Below are 18,662 nucleotides of genomic sequence, written 5' to 3'. Positions count from 1 at the left end.
ACTGATCACAGCTTGCCGTACGCCACCGACAACGGGCCGGCCGGGCCGGAGGGGGCCCGCGAGTCCCTACAGCTCCTTGATCCTGACGTCCCGGTAGGAGACGACGTCCGTCGTGCCGTGCACCTGGAGGCCGAGGTAGCCGGAGGCGAACCGCCGTCCGTCCGTGCCCGGGTCGTCCGCGCGGGGCGGACTGAAGTCCTGGCCGCCGGTGTTGTCGAACTCGTTGATCAGGACGCCGTTGCGGTAGACCGAGTAGTGCTGGTCGACCACGCGGATCTCGTAGTCGTTCCAGGTGCCCTTCTGGGTGACGCCCGCGCCGGCGAGCCCCACCCGGTCGAAGCCGTACACCGACCCGGTCTTGTACAGGTCGCCGTCGGGCCGGTCGAAGACCTGGACCTCATGGCCGTACTTGATGGCGACCCACTCGGGCCGCGACTCCTCGGGGTGGTCGTGGACCCCCGGGAAGCGCACGAACACACCGGAGTTGGCGTTGCCGGTGCCGGGGGCGTCGTCCCGCCACTGCAGGCGCAGTGAGAAGTCGCCGTACTTCCGTTCGGGGAACCACAGCATGCCGAGCCCGTCCCTCGTGGTGCCGGAGGTGATCGAGCCGTCCGCGTTCCGCGCGAACGAACCGCCGCCCACCTGCTGCCACTTGGCGAAGGACTCGGCCGTGCCGTCGAGGATCGTGCGGTAGCCCTCCGTCTGTCCGGGCCTGCCGATGCCGGACCTCTCCGCGGCCTCCCGCACGGCCGTGTGCTCGCGGGCGTCGACGACCCCGTTCTTCAGCAGCCTGCCGAGGACGGTGTCCACGTGCTTCAGGAACAGGACGTGGGACGTCCACTCCTTCTCGTCCTCGATCAACTCGTTGATCCGGCACCGGTTGTCGGTGACCCGGTTCGGCACTCCCGAGTCGACCGTGCCGACGAAGACCGTCAACCGCTCGTCGTACTCGGCGCAGTTGGGGGCGGGAACCCCGCCGCCCGCGACGACGGTGAAGCTCACCGAGCGCGCGGCGGCCGTGTTGCCCGCCTTGTCGCTCGCCCGGTAGGCCACCGTGTGGGTGCCCGCGCGATCGACCACCACGGGCGCGCCGTAGGCGAGATAGGGGCCGCCGTCCAGGGAGTACTCGACCGTGGCGACGCCCGAGCCGCCGTGGTCGGTCGCGCCGACGGTGACCTTCGCGCTCCTGAGGTACGCACCGGCGGAGTTCCGGTCGCCCTCGACGGTCGCGCCCGTCACCGGGGGAGTCCGGTCCTCGGCGGGCGGTGCCACGACGGTGAACCCGACGTTCTTCTCCGCCGAGACGTTCCCCGCCCTGTCCGTGGCCCGGTACCGCACCTGGTGCGTGCCGGTCTCGTGCACCATCACGGGTGCGGTGTAGGGCCGCCAGGTCCCCGAGTCGCCGAGCGCGTACTCGATGGTGTTGACGCCCGATCCGGTGTCCGACGCGGAGACGGTGACCGTCGCCATGGAAACGTAGTCGCCCTGCGGGTTCCTCTCGCCGGTCACCGTCGCCGAGGTCTCCGGCGCGGTGGTGTCGTCCGTCGGCGGTGCCACGACGGTGAACCCGACGCTCTTCTCAGCCGCCGTGTTGCCCGCCCTGTCGACCGCCCGGTAGCGGACCTCGTGCGTGCCGACCCGGTCGATCACCACGGGCGCGGTGTACGGCAGCCAGGCGCCGGTGCCGCCGAGCGCGTACTCCACGCGTTCCACCCCGGAGCCGCCCGGGTCGGTCGCCCGTACGGCCACCGACGCCGAACCAACGTACGCGCCCTCGGAGTTGCGTGTCCCGGTGACCTCGGCCGACGTCTCCGGCGCGGTGGTGTCCTCGCCCGTCCCCTCCGTCACCACGAGGATGCCCTGCATCTGACCGTGTCCGGGGATCGTGCAGTAGTAGCGGTAGCGGCCCGGGGTGAGCGTGACCTCGGCGGTGTGCCGGCCGCCCTGGTCGTCGCCGGGGTTGGCGAGGATGTTGAGCGGCACGTCGTTGTTGTACTCCGGGTCGGAGACGTCGAAGGTCAGGGTGTGCGGCATCCCCATGGTGTTGCCGGTCGCCCTGCTGTTCTCGAAGACCAGGGTGGTGGGGCCCGCCACGGCGGTCCGCGGGGCCGTCAGGTACTTGGTGATGTCGTCCCCGGCGGTCCAGGTGAGCACCTGGCCGGCGGCCCGCTGCCGCGCGCCCTCCGTACGGCCGGACGCGGGCGTCGACGTCAGCCCGACCACCGTCAGCAGGGCCGCCAGCAGGGCCGCCCACACACGTCTGCTCCGCATCACTCCGCCTTCCTCGCCAGCTCGTGGGCCGCCGGTGTCGGACCGCCGCCCGTGTAGGTGACGCGCCACAGCGCCGACTTGGCGTCCGAGGTGAAGAAACCGCGTCCGTAGTCGAGGACGTACAGCGCGCCGTCCGGTCCGAACTTCCAGTCCATGAGGTTCCTGATGCCGTCGGCCCCGACCGGCACGATCTTCTTCAGCGACTCCGCGTGGACCGGGAGTCCGCCGCTGCCCTGGTTCCTCGGGTCCATGACCACCGCGTGGCGCGGCTGGTCGGCGTCGTAGAAGTCGCCGACGAACCACTTGCCGTCCCAGTAGGCGGGCCAGCGGACCGCGTCGTCACCCGAGGCGGAGTACCGGTAGACCGGCCCGTTCATCGTGGCCTGGCCGCCGCCCTTGAGCCACGGCAGCAGGTAGGTCGCCTCCTCGTTCTTGTAGGAGGGGATGCCGCTCGCGTCCCGGGGGAAGTCGGGGGCGCCTCCCTGCGGCGAGTACCAGATGTTGTTGCCGGTCACGGGGGGCAGGTTGACGAGTCCGTCGTTGTTGGGGGACTCGTTCTTCGGGTGGTCGCAGTCGTACCAGCCCAGCGGCTTCGACGGATCCGGCAGATCACGGTCGCGGTAGGGCTGCTTGTTGCCCATGCAGTACGGCCAGCCCCGGTTGCCGGCCTCGGTGATCGCGGCGAAGGTGTCGTACTTCGCCGGGCCCCAGGTCGTCGACGGCGCGCCGGCGTCGGGGCCGACCCAGCCGGCGTAGAGGACGTCCGTCCGCCGGTCGACGAAGATCCGCGCGGGGTTCCTGACGCCCATCACATAGATCTCGCCGCGGGTCTTGCCACCGCCCTCGGCGGTCTCCCGGCCGGTGAAGAGGTTGCCCGGGGGCAGGGTGTAGGTGCCGTCCGGTTCGGGATGGATGCGCAGGATCTTGCCGTTGAGGTTGTTGGTGTTGCCGGCGGTGCGGCGCGCGTCGGCGAACGACAGCCCCTTGTAGTTCGGTTCGGGGTTGTTGCCGGAGTAACCGCCGCTGAATCCGCTGGAGTTGTTGTCCCCGGTCGCGATGTACAGGTTGCCCTCGGAGTCCCAGGTCATCCCGCCGCCCGCGTGGCAGCAGCTGTGGATCTGCACCGGCCACTTCAGCAGGGTCTTCTCGCTGCCCAGGTCGAGCTTGTTCGTCGCGAGGTCGAGGGTGAAGCGGGAGACGCGGCGCTCGGCCGTGCGGGTGTCACGGTCGATCCGGGAGTGCGGTGTGTAGTGCAGGTACACCCAGCCGTTCCGCTGGAAGCCGGGGTCCAGCTCGATGCCCAGCAGCCCCTCCTCGACCTTGATCAGCTCGTCTCCGCCGCCCTTGTTGCCGAAGACGGTGAGCGCGCCCGCGAGGGTGACCTTCTTCGTCCGGGGGTCGTAGACGTGGATCTCGCCCTGACCCTTGCCGATGTCGGGGTTGTTCCAGTCGGTGACCACCGGCCGGGAGGAGTCGGCGCCGCCCCGGCCGATGTAGAGGACCCGTCCGTCGGGTGCGGTGACCAGGCCGTGCGGCTCGCCGATCTGGTCGTTCTGCCCCGGCTGGTTGGGCCGGGTCAGCCGCTCGGCCCGGTAGTTGGCGTCGATGGTGGCCTTGCAGTCCGCCCGGGCCAGCCGGGAGGTCCACAGCAGGGCGCCGCGCAGATGGCCGCGGAAGTCGGTCTCGTCGTACGCCGAGACGGTTCCGCCCATCGCCGTGTAGAAGGAACGGCCGCCGTCGTAGTCACGGCACCAGCTCACCGGATGGTCCCAGCCGTTGGCGCCCGCTCCCGGCCGGTACGTGGACTCGCGGACCCGGGCCACGGTGTGCACGGTGCCGGACGGGTTCTTCGTCCAGTTGAGCCACTTGTCCGGCCGCTTCCACTGCACGGGCAGATCCTTGGTGGCCGGATGCCTCCGGTCGCCGACCTCGACGGTCGCCCGCTGCACGGCCGTCGGACCGGACGCGGCCGGGCGGGCACCGATCAGGCCCGTGAACCAGTCCGAGTACGGCTCGGCGCGGGCCGCGTCATGGACACCGACGAACCCGCCGCCCGCCTCCATGTAGCTCTCCAGCCCCGCCTCCTGCTCGGGATCGAGGACGTCACCTCCACCGGTGAGGAAGACGACGGCGTTGAACCCGCTCAGCCGGCTCGCGTCGGTGAAGACGGACGCGTCGCCGGTGGCGACGGTCTCGAACCGTTCGGAGGCCGGCCCCGACAGGCCGATCCGCTCGATCGCCTCGATCCCGGCGTTCACCACGGGCGACTCGTCCCCGGCCGCCGCGGAGCCGTGGAAGATCAGCACCCGGGGGCCGGAGCCGCCCGGCGGGGAGGTGATCGACATCGTTGTCAGTCGCGGTTCGGGCGCCTGGCCCGCGTGGGCCACGGGGCCCGACAGGAGCCCCGCGGTGACGACCGAAGCGGTCAGCGTGGCCGCCCAGGCCCGTCTCTTGGCGTCGCTCAACCCTCGTAAGTACATGGGCACCTCCTCGGTCACAGCAACAGCGCCATGGAAGCTAGCCCCCATTTGCGCGGCTCGCCAAGACCTATGACCGGAATGGTGCGAACTTTGTCCTGGGTGTGGAGAAACGGCTGGGGTGCCGCTACCGTCACACGGGTTGATCACAGGTGCGTCTCCGCAAGATCCGTATGAACGTGGGGAGTTCCGCATGGACGCCATGGACAGGCGAGGGTTCAACCGGCGGGTGCTGCTGGGCGGCGCGGCCGCCGCGACATCGTTGTCCGTGGCTCTCGAGACCGTCGCCGCCCCCGAGGCCGTGAGCGCCGCCGCCAGGGCGAGGACGGCTCCGGCGGGCGGCGAGGTCAAGCACGTCAAGCTGTACGCCGAGAAGCTGGCCGACGGGCAGATGGGCTACGGCCTGGAGAAGGGCAAGGCCTCCATACCGGGCCCGCTGATCGAGCTGAACGAGGGCGACACGCTGCACATCGAGTTCGAGAACACGATGGACGTGACGGCGAGCCTGCACGTCCACGGTCTCGACTACGAGACCTCCAGCGACGGCACCAAGCTGAACAGGAGCGAGGTCGAGCCCGGCGGCACCCGCACCTACACCTGGCGCACCCACGCCCCCGGCACCCGTCCGGACGGCACCTGGCGTCCGGGCAGCGCCGGATACTGGCACTACCACGACCACGCCGTCGGCACCGCACACGGCACGGGCGGCATCCGCAAGGGTCTCTACGGTCCGGTCGTCGTCCGCCGCAAGGGCGACGTCCTGCCCGACAAGACCGTCACGATCGTCTTCAACGACCTGCGCATCAACAACAAGCCCGCCCACACCGGCCCCGACTTCGACGCCACCGTCGGTGACCGCGTCGAGTTCGTCGTCATCACGCACGGCGAGTACTACCACACCTTCCATATGCACGGTCACCGCTGGGCCGACAACCGCACCGGCACCCTCACCGGCCCCGACGACCCCAGCCAGGTGATCGACAACAAGATCGTCGGCCCCGCCGACTCCTTCGGCTTCCAGGTCATCGCGGGCGAGGGGGTGGGGGCCGGCGCCTGGATGTACCACTGCCACGTCCAGAGTCACTCGGACATGGGCATGGCCGGCCTGTTCCTGGTGCGCAAGACGGACGGGACGATCCCGGGGTACGAGCCGCACAAGCCGCACACCGCCGCCGATCCCGGGACGGCCGGTACGGCGGACGGTACGACGGCCGGTACGACGGACGGGGCCGGCCCGACCGGGACCTCCCACCACCACTGAGGCACGGACGGGGCGGGGTGACGCCCGCGAGGCTCACCCCGCCCGTGACGCCCCGACGTCGCACACGAACCACTCGGCGTACGGCTCCTCCTGCACGTACAGCCGCGTCCCCCGGCTCACGACCCGGCGCCGCAGGTGCAGGGGCGCGCCGTCCGGTCGGGTCAGGAGCGCCGTGCGGACGGTCTCGACGGAGGTGTCGGTGAGGCGGGCCAGGGTGAGCCGGTCGCGGTTGCCCCGGTAACCGCCGAGGAACGCGGCCCGGTCCTCGTGCACGGCCACGCCCGACGCGCCGTCCACCCCCGTCGTACGCGCCCGGAGCGAGCCGTCACCCCCGACCTCCACCAGCGGAAACCCCGTGTACGGGTACACCCAGGCCCCGCCGCGGCCCACGTTGAGGGCGTAGCAGTCGGCGATGTGGTCGACGCCCGGGGGCGGCCGGTACTCCCACAGCGCGGTGCCCGTGCTGCTCCAGCGGCGGGCGCCCGGCGCGCTCAGCGGGTCGCCGAAGACGCCCTCGTCGAAGTAGCCGATCCACAGGTCACCGGCTTCGTCGGTCAGCAGGTGCTCGATGGCGTCGCCGACACGGAACGTCCACGAGTGGCGGCCCAGCGCGTCGAACACCTGCACCTGGTCGTCGCCGTCACGGCTGCGTGCGTCGGCCACGACGAAGCCGCCGTCCGGGAGGGAGTCCAGTCGTGGGAAGCGGGCCGACACCGGGCCGAGGCCGGTCGTGCCGACGCCGCCGTCCGTGACCGTGACGACCACCGCGTCGTACGGCGGCGAGGGGTCCGCGTGCTCGGTCAGCAGCCAGTGGGCACGACCGGACGCGTCGATCGTGCTGTGCCGGGGATGAAGGTCGCGGTACGCGCGCGGCAGGCGGGCGTACGGGGACAGGCGCTCAGCCCTCATGGGCCTTTCTCATGGTCATCCGGGGATCCTCGGGCACCGACGGCCCGCAGCGCAACGGGATTTCGGCCGGGTCGGCCGGTGATCAGGGAGCGCTCTCAACGGCCTTGTCCCCAGGGCTATCCTGATCGCACCCGCCCCGGAGGAGAGACCACCAGTGACCGAGACAGCGTCGCGCCCCACGCTGGAGGCCGTGGCCGCGCGGGCCGGGGTGTCCAGGGCGACGGTGTCCCGGGTGGTCAACGGAGGCGAGGGCGTACGGGAGGTGCTGGTCGAGCGGGTGCGCAGGGCGGTCGAGGAGCTCGGGTACGTGCCGAACCAGGCGGCCCGCAGCCTCGTCACCCGGCGGCACGACGCCGTGGCCGTGGTGATCGCCGAACCGGAGACCAGGGTCTTCGCCGACCCCTTCTTCGCCCTGCAGCTCCGCGGCATCAGCAAGGAGTTGACCGCGCACGACTCCCAGCTCGTCCTGCTGCTCACCGAGGGCCCGGAGGACTACGCGCGCGTGGGCCGCTATCTCGCCGGCGGGCACGTCGACGGGGCGCTGGTCTTCTCGCTGCACCTGGACGACCCGCTGCCGGGCCTGATCCGGGGCGCCGGCGTCCCGACCGTGTTCGGCGGCCGGCCCGGCTGGGCGGACGGCACCCGGGGAGACACGCCCACCGTGTACGTCGACAGCGACAACCGGGGCGGCGCGCGGGACGCGGTACGGCATCTCGTCGGCCTCGGCCGCACCCGGATCGCCCACATCACCGGGCCGCTCGACCAGACCTCCGCGGTGGACCGGCTCGACGGCTTCCGGGACGTCATGGTGGACGCCGACCCCCGGCTGATCGAGGAGGGCGACTTCACCCCGGCGGGCGGGGAGCGCGCGATGCGGGCACTCCTCGAACGCTGCCCGGAGGTGGACGCGGTGTTCGCCGCCAACGACGTGTCCGCGGCCGGGGCGCTGCGCGTGCTGCGGGAGCGGGGGCGGCGGGTGCCCGAGGACGTCGCCGTGGTCGGCTTCGACGACATGCTCCCGGTGGCCGAGCACTCCGAACCGCCGCTGACGACGGTCCGTCAGGACATCGAGGAGATGGGCCGGTTGATGGCCCGGCTGCTGCTCCGGGGGCTGGAGCGGACGGCCGCCGACCGGCAGGGGGGCCGGACGCCGGTCGGCGCGCCGACCAGCGTGGTCCTGCCGACCACACTGGTGCGACGCGCCTCTGCATAGGAGCTCCGGCTCAGCAGACGACCCGGTCGAAGTAGAAGTGGTCGGCGTTGGTGATCTTCCGCCAGATGGCGTCCTTGCCCCGGCGGTCCTCCGAATTCGCCTCCTTCGACTGGCCCCACCAGTGGTAGTAGGTCTTGCAGTCCTTCGGGAACCTCACGGCATCGGTGTCGTAGAAGGACGAGTAGTTGTCCTCCCGCTGCCCGGGTGACAGCCAGACCCGCGCGTTCCGCATGTTGCCCACCCGCACCGGGTTGCCGTGGCACGGCAGGTTGTCGCCGTTCTCCCAGGTGCCGTAGGAGTCGGCCCAGCAGTTGGAGATGGACAGGTAGGCGTTGGTGTTGTTGTCGACCTCACCGCCGCAGTTCGGAGTGTCACAGGTCGAGGCCGCCGCCGGACCGGTCAGTGCGGTCAGATTCATCGTCGCTGCGACCACGGTGACCAGCACCGCGGACACGAAGCTCTTCCTCAACAGAATTCCTCCCTGGATCTCCCGGCGTCCCGCGGCACGTTCCGCGGAGTCCCCGCTCGGGACGGACGGGTGCAGGTGTCGCCGGCGCGGCAGCGTTGCCGTGGTGCGTGTCCCCCCGTCGCCGGTTCGCCCGGCGAGGAAGATCTTCGATGGCCGGAAACCGAAGGACAAGAGCGGCACGGCAAGTTGGCACGCCTGGAACGCGGTCCACGCCCTGGACTGGGAGAACGCGCAGCGCTGGAACGCTACGGCCGGGGGTGAGGGGCCCGGGCGCACGGTCCGGGTACGCCGGGGGAGGGGTTCCGCGGCGGCGAACCGGCGTTCGACAGTGGCGCATACTGTGCGCACGGCTGCTGGGGGGGCGGCCTCGTACCGGACCGATGCCGTGGCAGAGAACCAGGGGAACCACATGGCCCAGGCGTCGCATCGCAAGCAGCTCGGGGCCCTCCTCGAAGACCTCAAGCAGCGCAGCGGGCACAGCTATCAGTGGATCGGCCAGAGCGTCCGCGCCAGCAAGTCGACCGTGTACCGGTACTGCACCGGACAGATCGTGCCGCCGGACTTCGCCACGGTCGAGCGCATCGCGAAGGCGTGCAACGCCGGCAGGGCCGAGATGGCGGCGCTGCACCAGCTGTGGATGGCCGCGTCCGCCGGCCCGGAGGATGTGCCCGCCGACGCGCGCGACGAGGCGTGGTCCGACGCTCGGGGCGAGGTGCCGCCCGCCGGCCAGGACGAACTGCCGTCCGCCGCCGCGGAGGAGACACCGGACGGCCTCCCGGACGAGGCTTGCGACGACGTTCCGGAGGCGGTTTCCGACGGCCTTCCGGACGACGGCGGGGACGACCGCCCCGAGCGCCCCGAGGAAGCCGAGCGGCCCGGCGTCCCCGTTTCCACCGGGCCGGGTGCCGCCGCCGGACCGGGAGTCCCCGCGGGTGTCCCTGCCGGCACGAACTCCCCGACCGCCGGCCCCACCAACCGCGTGCCACGACAGCGAAGACGCTCGCTGCTGCTGGTGCTCTCCGCCGCGCTGATGACCCTGGTGGTGGCGGTGACCGCAACGGGCAGCAGCCCGGCCGACCGTGACTCCTCGTCAGGGTCGGCCCGGCAGTGGATACCCGGCCCCGCCTGGGTGAGCGCCCCGGCCCCCGTACCGTCCACTCTCTTCGGCGTCACCCTCAACAGCACCACGGGCACCATGCCGTCGTTCCGGACCGGGGCGGTGCGTCTGTGGGACAGCGACACGCGCTGGTCCAACATCCAGCCCCGGCGGGGCGAGTTCGACTGGAGCATCCTCGACCGGCTGGTCGACGGGGCCGAACGTGCCCGTCTGCCCGCACTGTTCGTCATGGGCGGCACTCCGCGCTGGGCCAGCCCGGACGGCCCTGTCGGCCCCTACGCCGACGGCTCCCGGGCCGCGCCCCCCGACCGTCTCGCCGACTGGGACACGTACGTGCGCGCCCTGGTCGAGCGGTACGAGGGCCGCATCGAGGCGTACGAGCTGTGGGTGCTGGCGAACGACCCGCGGTTCTACGACGGCAGCGTGCGGACACTGGTCGAGATGGTCCGCAGAGCCGCCCGGACGATCCGGGCCGTCGACCCGGACGCCACCGTCGTGTGCCCCGGCATGGGGCGCCTGTGGGACCCGGAGGCCGTCCGCGTGTTCGAACGCTTCGCGGAACTCGGCGGATACCGCCACTGCGACGTCGCGGGCGTCAAGCTGTACCAGCGCACGGCCTCCGATCCGCCGGAGACCATGCTCGCGCTCACCCGCACCGTCGACCGGATCCTGCACCACGCCGGGGTCCATCCCCGTCTGTGGAACACCGGCACCATGTACGAGATCCCCCTCCAGAAACCTCTGGGCCGCCGCAGGGCCGCCGACTACGCGGTGCGCTTCTACCTCGTGGGGCTCTACGCACGGAACGCCAACGTCGAGCGCATGTACTTCTACAACTGGGGCGGCACCAAGATCCCCATCGTGCTGCAGGCCGAGGGCGGTGCGCCGACACAGGCGGCGCTGGCGGTCGAGCGACTGCAACGCTGGCTCGCCCACGCCCGGATCCACTCGTGCGGCCACGGTCTGGCCTCGGGCCTCGGCGACAACGTGTGGGAGTGCAGGTTCACCGTGACGGGGTCCCGGCTGCGGCACGAGGCCGCCATCCGCTGGACCGACTCCGGCACCGCCGTCACCACCTCCGCACCGGACCTGGCGGCCGTGCACCGCCTCGACGGCACGGTGACCCCCGTACGGCCCGGCGACACCATCAGAATCACCGAGCAGCCGATCCTCCTCGAAGAGCACCCGCGGAGTCTCAGGCCGGTGCGCCGGGAACCGTCCTCGGCGGACGGCTGATCCACCTGGCCCCGAGCGTCGAGGCCCCGGCCGACAGGCGCCGGCCGGGGCCGTCGGTCGTGACGGAGTACTCACGCGCCCACGGTCACCGTGAACCGGCGCGGGTTGCCGTCGTGGGCCGCGCCCGACACGTCCGGCTGGCCGTCGGGGCGTACGTCGTCGTAGGGGAAGGCATATCCGATGGGCGAGTTGGCGTGCACCACCCGTGACCAGTGGTTCGTCACGGTCCCCCGGTAGTAGTCGGCCGTGGTCGTCCCGTTCGGCTGGGTGGGGTGGGTGAGCATGATCGAGCGGTTGAATCCGGCGGCGAGCCTGGCGAGCAGCGCCTTCTTGGTGTCGGGATCACCGGGGTTGTTGGCGAACGGGCCGTGGTTGCAGGTGAAGATGTCCTTCGAGGCCGGGCGGGCGAAGGAGTGCCCGCCGGCGAAGGTGAGCGTGTCGCCGACGACGCGGCCGGCGAGGACGCCCCGCCCGCCCTGGAGGTCGATCCGCAGGTCCGTGCTCCGGTACTTCTCCCACACCTGGTTGACGTAGGAGTCCCAGTAGGTGCGGAACGGCATGCGGTCCGGCTGCCCGAAGTACGGCGCCATCAGGTTCTGCGGGGAGATGACCCGCAGCACCCTGCCGTCGCCGCCGCGGATGACGAGCCGGTCCCACGGCTGCCCGTCCCGCGCCGACTGCGCCACCAGGTCCGCCGCGATCCGGCCCACCGCCCCGTCGGGCAGCGGCGCGACCGTGTGCGTGCCGTCGCCCTCCAGGGTCAGCCCGATCGGCAGGGCCGTCACGAGGTCGACGTAACTGATGTTGGCGAACAGTTGCGTGGAGTTGAACGTGAACTCGCAGAACGACCAGGTCTTGCCGTAGTTGGGGTCGGCGGGTGTCGCGAAGGCGGGCTCGACCAGCGCCGGGCCCGGGTTGAGGAAGAACTGCAGGGTGCTGTCGCGCACGAAGTAGATCCGGGCGCCGAACATCTGAGGAAGCGTCAGCACGGTGGGCGCCGAACCCGCCGCGCCGAGCGGGATCGCGCAGTCGACCGGCAGGGGTGTCTGCGGCGCCGCGGGCGAGGACGGCCGGTAGACGCTCCCGTCGGCCCGCAGCAGCACCCAGGCGCCCGTCGCCTGCTCGTGCCCGGTGACGTACGCCCGGACCGTGCCCGGCAACGAGGCGTTGCGCAGAGCGAGTTGGCAGGTCGCGGGGGCGGCCTGGGCGGGTGGGCCGAGAGCGCCCCCGAGGGCGGTCGCGCCGACGGCGGCAGTGGTTCCGGACAGGAAGATACGGCGGGAGATCACGATGGCCTCCTGGCACGTGGGGGAGTGGAGGCACAGCGGACGGGGCCCCTGCTGTGGTGCACCCACTGTTCCCAGGGGACGTTGAGCCGTCAATACTTATGACTGAGAGCGCTCTCAAGACTTTGGTGTCTTCATGAGATGACGACACACCGAACGATGTCCGAACCCCGTCCCGACGCCCGCGTCCCGGCAGGTGGCCCGCGCTCCGCACGGCTTCGCCCGGCGCGCCGTCGTGCGCCGCCGCACCGGTTCCGGGGACCATGCGGGGACGCGAGGCCCGGGCGACCGGTCTCCGGCGCAGGCGCTCGCCGCGGGCGACGGCCGCCTGCGGCCGTCGTGTTGATGCCGCGTTGATCGAACGTTTTTCGGCGCGCGGCACGATGCCGGACATGCACAACGACACGATCACCCCGATCGACAGTGCCTGGCAGGAGCGGGCGCTGTGCGCGCAGACGGGGGCCGACTTCTTCTTTCCCGAGCCCGGCAGTTCGGTGCGCGAGGCGAAGCGCATCTGCGGGATGTGCGAGATGCGCACCGAGTGTCTCGCGTACGCCCTGTCCCACGACGAGCGGTTCGGCGTCTGGGGCGGACTCTCCGAGAAGGAGAGACTGCGGCTCCGCCGCGCCGAGGGCGGCTGACCCGAGGGCAGCGCGTCCCCCGCATCCCGGCGCACCGCCCTCCCACCGCTCTTCTCGTGAACTGCCTCCCGCCGCAGGCCCGTCGGTGACAAACCGGTGGGCCCTGACCAGGGCGGTCGCATAGGATCCGGGCACGCTTGCGACGGCCGTGCGGCCGGACGGATCAGCGGTACGGGGCACAGGGCGCGGGACACGCGGGGCGGGGGCACGCATGGGCGAGGGCGGCGGTATCACCGAGGAGGAGCTGGCGGCCTTCCACCGTACGGTCGGCCGGCTGCGGGCGCTGCCCGTGGACGACCCCGTGCGGCTGCGGACCGAGCGGGTCGCCGCCTCCTTCGTCCGCAACGGCTGGAAGCGCAGGCGCCAGGCGCTCGACGCCGCGCGGTCCGCCGCGGACGCCGCCGTGACGGCCGCGACCGCCACCGGCGCCCCGGAGCGGCGCGAGGACGCCCCGCTGTCGCCACGAGCGGCGGGCGGCGGGGGAGTGCTCCATAGGTCGCAGCACTGCTATGTCTGCAAGGCGTCCTATCGACACGTCGACTCCTTCTACCACCGGCTGTGCCCGGAGTGCGCCGCCGACAACACCGCGCGGCGTGCTCTGAGCACCGACCTGAGCGGCCGACGTGTGCTGCTCACCGGCGGCCGGGTGAAGATCGGTTTCCAGCTGGCGCTGATGATGCTGCGCGACGGCGCCGACCTGCTCGTCACCAGCCGCTTCCCGCACGACACGGTACGCCGCTTCCGGGCCGAGCCCGGAGCCGGGAAGTGGCTCGACCGGCTGACCGTCGTCGCGGTCGACCTGCGCGACCCGCGTCAGGTGCTGGGCCTGTGCGAGCAGTTGCGGCAGGAGGGCGAGCCGCTCGACATCCTGGTGAACAACGCGGCCCAGACGGTACGCCGGCCACCGGAGTCGTACGCGCTGCTGGCCGGCGCGGAGCTGGACGCACTGCCCGAGGGCGCGCGGCAGGCACCCGGGTTCACACCGATGCGGATGCTGGAGAACGGCGCCGCCGCCCTGCCCGTCGCCCTGCGCGAGGCCGACGAGGCCGGGCTGCTGCCCGACCCCTCCCCGGAGAACTCCTGGTCCGCGCGGCTCGGTTCGCTCGACCCCGCGGAGGTCCTGGAGACGCAGCTGGTCAACTCCCTCGCCCCCGCGCTCCTGTGCGACCGGCTGCTGCCGCTGCTGCTCTCCGCGCCGCGCCCGCGCCGGTACGTGGTCAACGTGACCGCCGTCGAGGGCCGCTTCGCCGTACGCAACAAGACGGCCGGGCATCCGCACACCAACATGGCCAAGGCCGCGCTCAACATGCTCACCCGCACCAGCGCGGCCGAACTCGCCGACCGGGGCGTGCACATGTGCGCCGTCGACACCGGCTGGATCACCGACGAGAACCCGGCCCCGAAGAAGCAGCGCATGGCGCGTGCCGGTTTCCGTACCCCGCTCGACATCGTCGACGGCGCGGCCCGCGTCTACGACCCGATCGTGCGCGGCGAGGCGGGCGACCCGGTGTCGGGTGTCTTTCTCAAGGACTACCGGGAGGCGGAGTGGTGAGCCGGCCGGGTCCGTGCCACGCCGTCACCGGCCGGGGCGACGGGCCGCCGACGGCAGGCAGGTGACGGCAGGCAGGCGAAGGCAGGCCCTAGGATGGCCCGCAAGGCGGGGTGTAGCGCAGAGGCAGGCGCGCCGGTCTCCAAAACCGGAAGACGTCGGTTCGAATCCGGCCGCCCCGCCCCTCACGCCCGTGGACGCCGGTCAGGCCCCGGCGCGGGCCGCCATCCGGGCCTTGCGTGCGGCGAGCTTCTCGTCGAACTTGCTGGCCTCCGCGTCGAGTCCGCCCATGTACAGACCGAGCTCCTCCTGGGCCTTCATGCCCTCGGGGCCGAGGCCGTCGATCTCCATGATCTTCAGGAAGCGGATGACGGGCGCGAGGACGTCGTCGTGGTGGATGCGCATGTTGTAGATCTCGCCGATGGCCATCTGCGCGGCGGCGCGCTCGAAGCCGGGCATGCCGTGGCCGGGCATGCGGAAGTCGACGACGACGTCACGGACGGCCTGCATGGTCAGGTCGGGGGCGAACTCGAACGCGGCCTTCAGCAGGTTCCGGTAGAAGATCATGTGCAGGTTCTCGTCGGTCGCGATGCGCGCCAGCATGCGGTCGCACACGGGGTCACCGGAGTGGTGGCCGGTGTTGCGGTGCGAGACGCGGGTGGCGAGCTCCTGGAAGGCGACGTACGCGACCGTGTGGAGCATCGAGTGCCGGTTGTCCGACTCGAAGCCCTCACCCATGTGGGACATACGGAACTGTTCGAGCTTGTCCGGGTCGACCGCGCGCGAGGCGAGCAGGTAGTCGCGCATCACGATGCCGTGCCGGCCCTCCTCCGCGGTCCAGCGGTGCACCCAGGTGCCCCAGGCGCCGTCACGGCCGAAGAGGGTGGCGATCTCGTGGTGGTAGCTCGGCAGGTTGTCCTCGGTGAGCAGGTTCACCACCAGGGCGATCCGGCCGACCTCGGTGACCTTCGACTGCCCCTTCTCCCAGGCCTCGCCGTCCTCGAAGAAGCCGGGGAAGTTGCGGCCGTCGCTCCACGGCACGTACTCGTGCGGCATCCAGTCCTTGGTGACCTTGAGATGCCGGTTGAGCTCCGTCTCGACGACTTCCTCCAGCGCGTACAGCAGGCGTGCGTCGGTCCATTCGCTGGACGGGCTGCCGAGATGGGGAGAAGTGATCGACACAGGTGCTCCAGGGGGACGAACTGGGGTTTGTCTTCCGGCCGGCCACGGGCGGGTGACCTGAACCTACGGCATCGTAGGCTACGAATCCGTAGGTTACGATGCCGTAGGTTAAGGGTGCTGTAAAGAGTGCTGATCAGCGGGGTTCCGCAGGGCTTCGGCGGGTCTGCCGAAGGCCCCGTGGAGCCGCAGGTCCCGGGGCCGGAAGCGGGCAGGGATCACTCGCTCAGGCGTACAGATCCCGCAGCCGCACCGAGAGGCATGTCACACAGCCCTCCAGCTTCTCGAACTCGCCGATGTCGACCACGACCGGCTCGTACCCGAGATCGGAGTACAGCTCGGCCGTCTTCGGCGCGCTGGCCGCTATCAGCAGCTTGTCGCCGCCGAGGAGCACCACGTGCGCGCCGGCCTCCTCGGGCACCGGCAGGAAGCGCCCGAACAGCGAGGGCGTGTCCATCTTCGGGATGTGCCCGACGACCGTGCCGTCGGGCAGCGCGGTGACCGCCGACTTCAGATGCAGCACCTTGCTCACCGGCACCGAGACGACCCGCGCCCCCAGCGGCTCGAACGCGGCCCGCAGCTGCTGCACCCCGGCCGCGTTGGTGCGCCCGCCGCGCCCGACGAAGACGGTGTCGCCGACCTTGAGGACGTCACCGCCCTCCAGCGTGCCGGGTTCCCAGACCCAGTTCACCGAGCAGCCGAGCGCGGCCACGGCCTCCTCGATCCCCTCGGTCTCCTCCCGCCGGGACTCGGCGCCGGGGCGCGCGATCAGGGCCACGTTCTTGTACATCACCACGGTGTCCTCGACGAAGACCGAGTCCGGGCAGTCGTCGGCCGGCTCCACCTCGATCGTCTCCCAGCCGTGCTCGCGCAGGGCCTTTCCGTACGCCTCCCACTGCTCGACCGCGAGGTCGACGTCCACCTCCGTGCGTTCGACGTGCGTGACGAGGCCCTCGGCCAGGCGGGGGCTCGGACGGCGGACAAGGGCTTTCCTGCTGGGCACGTGGATGACTCCGAATCGAACGACGGTTTTCCGGCGCCCGTGGAGCGACGCCGGTCCGCCATCATGCAGCCCCGGCCCAGGCGGACAAAACCCCCGGAGCCAGGCTGTGGCCCTCCTGAGATACTCGGCGGTAGCCGGCCCCGGCCCCGGCGCCCCCGCCGGCCGGCCCGGTCAGCCGGCCGCCTCGATCTCCTCGGGCGTCGTCATCCGCAGCTCTCCCTCCTCCATCAGCAGCCACCGGGTGATCCCGATGGACTCCAGGAACGGCAGGTCGTGGCTGGCCACGATCAGCGCCCCCTCGTACGACTCCAGCGCGGTCGTCAGCTGCCGCACGCTCGCCATGTCGAGGTTGTTCGTCGGCTCGTCCAGCATCAGCAGCTGCGGGGCGGGCTCGGCGAGCATCAGGGCGGCGAGGGCGGCCCGGAACCGTTCCCCGCCGGACAGGGTCGCCGCCGGCTGGTCGGCGCGGGCGCCCCGGAACAGGAAGCGGGCGAGACGGGCCCGGATCCGGTTGTTGGTGGCGTCCGGCGCGAACCGGGCCACGTTCTCCGCGACGGTCAGCCCGTCGTCGAGGACGTCGAGCCGCTGCGGCAGGAACCGCAGCGGGACGTGCGTCCTCGTCTCGCCGGCCACGGGCTCCAGCTCGCCCGCGATCGTCCGCAGCAGCGTGGTCTTGCCCGACCCGTTGCGGCCGATCAGCGCGACCCGCTCCGGCCCGCGCAGATCGAGCCCGCCCTCGATCCGGGCGCCGTACCGCAGCTCCAGGTCCAGCAGGGTGAGGACGGTACGGCCCGGAGGGACGGCCGTGTACGGCAGTTCGACGCGGATCTCGTCCTCGTCCCGAACGGCCTCCACCGCCTCGTCCAGGCGTTCCTTCGCCCCGGCGAGCCGCTCCTCGTGCAGGATGCGGTGCTTGCCCGCGGACTCCTGGGCCGCCCGCTTGCGTGCCCCCGCCACGATCTTCGGTACCCGCTTCTGGTCCTGCATCTTCTGCCCGAACCGCTTGCGCCGGGCCAACTTGACCTGTGCGTCGACGAGTTCGCGCTTCTGCTTCTTCAGGTCGGACTCGGCGACCCGCACCATCCGCTCGGCCGCCTCCTGTTCGCCGGCGAGCGCCTCCTCGTACGCGGAGAAGTTGCCGCCGTACCAGGTCACCTCGCCGTCGTGCAGATCGGCGATCTGGTCGACCAGGTCCAGGAGTTCACGGTCGTGGCTGACCACGACCATCATCCCGGACCAGGACGCGACGGCCTCGTACAGCCGGCGTCGCGCGTACAGGTCGAGGTTGTTGGTCGGCTCGTCCAGGAGGAGGACGTCCGGCCGGCGCAGCAGCAGCGCGGCCAGGCGCAGCAGCACCGACTCGCCGCCCGAGACCTCGCCGATCGTGCGGTCCAGGTCGACGTGGCCCAGGCCGAGTTGGCCGAGTGTCGCCAGGGCGCGTTCCTCCACGTCCCAGTCGTCGCCGACCGCCGCGAAGTGCTCCTCGGCCACGTCGCCCGACTCGATGGCGTGCAGCGCGGCACGGGCGGCGGCGATACCGAGCGCCTCGTCGACCCTCAGGCCGGTGTCGAGCGTGACGTTCTGCGGGAGGTAGCCGATCTCGCCGGCCACGCGGACGGTGCCGTCGGTCGGCACGAGTTCCCCGGCGATCAGCTTCAACAGGGTTGATTTCCCTGATCCGTTGACGCCGACGAGCCCGGTCCTGCCGGGTCCGAACGCGATCTGCAGATCGTCCAGGATGGGGGTGCCGTCGGGCCAGGCGAACGACAGGGACGTACAGGTGAGAGAGAGGGGAGTAGACATGAGCGACCTCGCGGGTGAGGGAAGCGGCCAGGGGCGACGCGTTCGAAACACCGCGGGGCGACACGACGAGAGGCGGGAGGAAAGCCCGCTGTCGAAAGGACGGCTCGTACGCCGAGGTCGCACGCAACGCACACAGGAGGCCGGGATACGGCAGGGTGTGTGACGCGGTGTCTCAGGACCTCAGACGAGCAACGTCCTTCTCCAATCGGCGGCAACAGGACCGTGAACCAACGTACGGAGCGGGCCGG

13 protein-coding genes and 1 tRNA gene are annotated in these 18,662 nt (G+C 71.4%); 6 read left to right on the top strand and 8 right to left on the bottom strand.

Annotation, left to right across the window (positions count from 1 at the left end):
* Positions 1-66 precede the first annotated feature (66 nt).
* Complete coding sequence (locus SCAB_RS06450) at positions 67-2,271, bottom strand: OmpL47-type beta-barrel domain-containing protein (protein WP_173402844.1); 2,205 nt, start codon at positions 2,269-2,271, stop codon at positions 67-69.
* A complete protein-coding gene (locus SCAB_RS06445; protein WP_173402843.1) occupies positions 2,271-4,751 on the bottom strand; it encodes a ThuA domain-containing protein in 2,481 nt (826 codons plus the stop codon). The genes SCAB_RS06450 and SCAB_RS06445 overlap by 1 nt, the downstream gene beginning before the upstream one ends.
* 199 nt (positions 4,752-4,950) lie before the next feature.
* On the opposite strand from SCAB_RS06445, the gene SCAB_RS06440 reads away from it, so the two are divergent.
* Entirely contained in the window at positions 4,951-6,009 is a 1,059-nt protein-coding gene (locus tag SCAB_RS06440) for a multicopper oxidase domain-containing protein (RefSeq protein WP_231885224.1), read from the top strand.
* A gap of 33 nt (positions 6,010-6,042) precedes the next feature.
* On the opposite strand, the gene SCAB_RS06435 is transcribed toward SCAB_RS06440, so the two are convergent.
* The gene (locus tag SCAB_RS06435; RefSeq protein WP_012999240.1) at positions 6,043-6,918 is read right to left on the bottom strand and encodes a hypothetical protein; all 876 of its coding nucleotides are present in this window, start codon (positions 6,916-6,918) and stop codon (positions 6,043-6,045) included.
* A gap of 154 nt (positions 6,919-7,072) precedes the next feature.
* On the opposite strand from SCAB_RS06435, the gene SCAB_RS06430 reads away from it, so the two are divergent.
* Entirely contained in the window at positions 7,073-8,131 is a 1,059-nt protein-coding gene (locus SCAB_RS06430; RefSeq protein WP_012999239.1) for a LacI family DNA-binding transcriptional regulator, read from the top strand.
* Positions 8,132-8,141: 10 nt separating this feature from the next.
* Here SCAB_RS06430 and SCAB_RS06425 read toward each other — a convergent pair whose 3' ends face one another.
* Positions 8,142-8,600, bottom strand: a complete 459-nt coding sequence (locus tag SCAB_RS06425; RefSeq protein WP_231884900.1) for a hypothetical protein — start codon at positions 8,598-8,600, stop codon at positions 8,142-8,144.
* Between the two features lie 385 nt (positions 8,601-8,985).
* Between SCAB_RS06425 and SCAB_RS06420 the strand changes: the two genes are divergently transcribed.
* Positions 8,986-10,953, top strand: a complete 1,968-nt coding sequence (locus SCAB_RS06420) for a helix-turn-helix domain-containing protein (RefSeq protein WP_231884899.1) — start codon at positions 8,986-8,988, stop codon at positions 10,951-10,953.
* Between the two features lie 71 nt (positions 10,954-11,024).
* Here SCAB_RS06420 and SCAB_RS06415 read toward each other — a convergent pair whose 3' ends face one another.
* Positions 11,025-12,242 carry a glycoside hydrolase family 64 protein gene (locus SCAB_RS06415; protein WP_012999236.1) on the bottom strand — a complete coding sequence of 406 codons (1,218 nt, stop codon included), beginning with the start codon at positions 12,240-12,242 and terminating at the stop codon, positions 11,025-11,027.
* 389 nt (positions 12,243-12,631) lie between these two features.
* Between SCAB_RS06415 and SCAB_RS06410 the strand changes: the two genes are divergently transcribed.
* From SCAB_RS06410 to SCAB_RS06400, 3 genes are all read left to right on the top strand, one after another.
* Entirely contained in the window at positions 12,632-12,880 is a 249-nt protein-coding gene (locus SCAB_RS06410) for a WhiB family transcriptional regulator (RefSeq protein ID WP_049875842.1), read from the top strand.
* A gap of 211 nt (positions 12,881-13,091) precedes the next feature.
* On the top strand, positions 13,092-14,432 hold the full coding sequence (locus SCAB_RS06405; protein ID WP_012999234.1) for an SDR family NAD(P)-dependent oxidoreductase: 1,341 nt from the start codon (positions 13,092-13,094) through the stop codon (positions 14,430-14,432).
* A gap of 106 nt (positions 14,433-14,538) precedes the next feature.
* Positions 14,539-14,611 (top strand) — tRNA-Trp (locus SCAB_RS06400).
* A 22-nt stretch (positions 14,612-14,633) separates the two neighbouring features.
* On the opposite strand, the gene SCAB_RS06395 is transcribed toward SCAB_RS06400, so the two are convergent.
* From SCAB_RS06395 to SCAB_RS06385, 3 genes are all read right to left on the bottom strand, one after another.
* Positions 14,634-15,611 (bottom strand): acyl-ACP desaturase, encoded by a 978-nt coding sequence (locus SCAB_RS06395; protein ID WP_012999233.1) that lies wholly within the window; start codon positions 15,609-15,611, stop codon positions 14,634-14,636.
* 223 nt (positions 15,612-15,834) lie between these two features.
* Positions 15,835-16,611 (bottom strand): dimethylargininase, encoded by a 777-nt coding sequence (gene ddaH / locus SCAB_RS06390; protein WP_012999232.1) that lies wholly within the window; start codon positions 16,609-16,611, stop codon positions 15,835-15,837.
* 171 nt (positions 16,612-16,782) lie between these two features.
* Entirely contained in the window at positions 16,783-18,414 is a 1,632-nt protein-coding gene (locus tag SCAB_RS06385; RefSeq protein ID WP_012999231.1) for an ABC-F family ATP-binding cassette domain-containing protein, read from the bottom strand.
* Between the last annotated feature and the right edge of the window lie 248 nt (positions 18,415-18,662).

Source organism: Streptomyces scabiei 87.22 (assembly GCF_000091305.1).
In the GTDB taxonomy this organism is placed as follows: Bacteria; Actinomycetota; Actinomycetes; order Streptomycetales; family Streptomycetaceae; genus Streptomyces; species Streptomyces scabiei.
Note: the sequence above shows the minus strand (reverse complement) of the source record. Positions and strands in the feature narration are given on the sequence as shown.

Coding starts and splice junctions, on each gene's coding strand:
- SCAB_RS06445 (WP_173402843.1), bottom strand. CDS start 4,751: ATGTACTTACGAGGGTTGAGCGACGCCAAGAGACGGGCCTGGGCGGCC.
- SCAB_RS06450 (WP_173402844.1), bottom strand. CDS start 2,271: ATGCGGAGCAGACGTGTGTGGGCGGCCCTGCTGGCGGCCCTGCTGACG.
- SCAB_RS06440 (WP_231885224.1), top strand. CDS start 4,951: ATGGACAGGCGAGGGTTCAACCGGCGGGTGCTGCTGGGCGGCGCGGCC.
- SCAB_RS06435 (WP_012999240.1), bottom strand. CDS start 6,918: ATGAGGGCTGAGCGCCTGTCCCCGTACGCCCGCCTGCCGCGCGCGTAC.
- SCAB_RS06405 (WP_012999234.1), top strand. CDS start 13,092: ATGGGCGAGGGCGGCGGTATCACCGAGGAGGAGCTGGCGGCCTTCCAC.
- SCAB_RS06385 (WP_012999231.1), bottom strand. CDS start 18,414: ATGTCTACTCCCCTCTCTCTCACCTGTACGTCCCTGTCGTTCGCCTGG.
- SCAB_RS06410 (WP_049875842.1), top strand. CDS start 12,632: ATGCACAACGACACGATCACCCCGATCGACAGTGCCTGGCAGGAGCGG.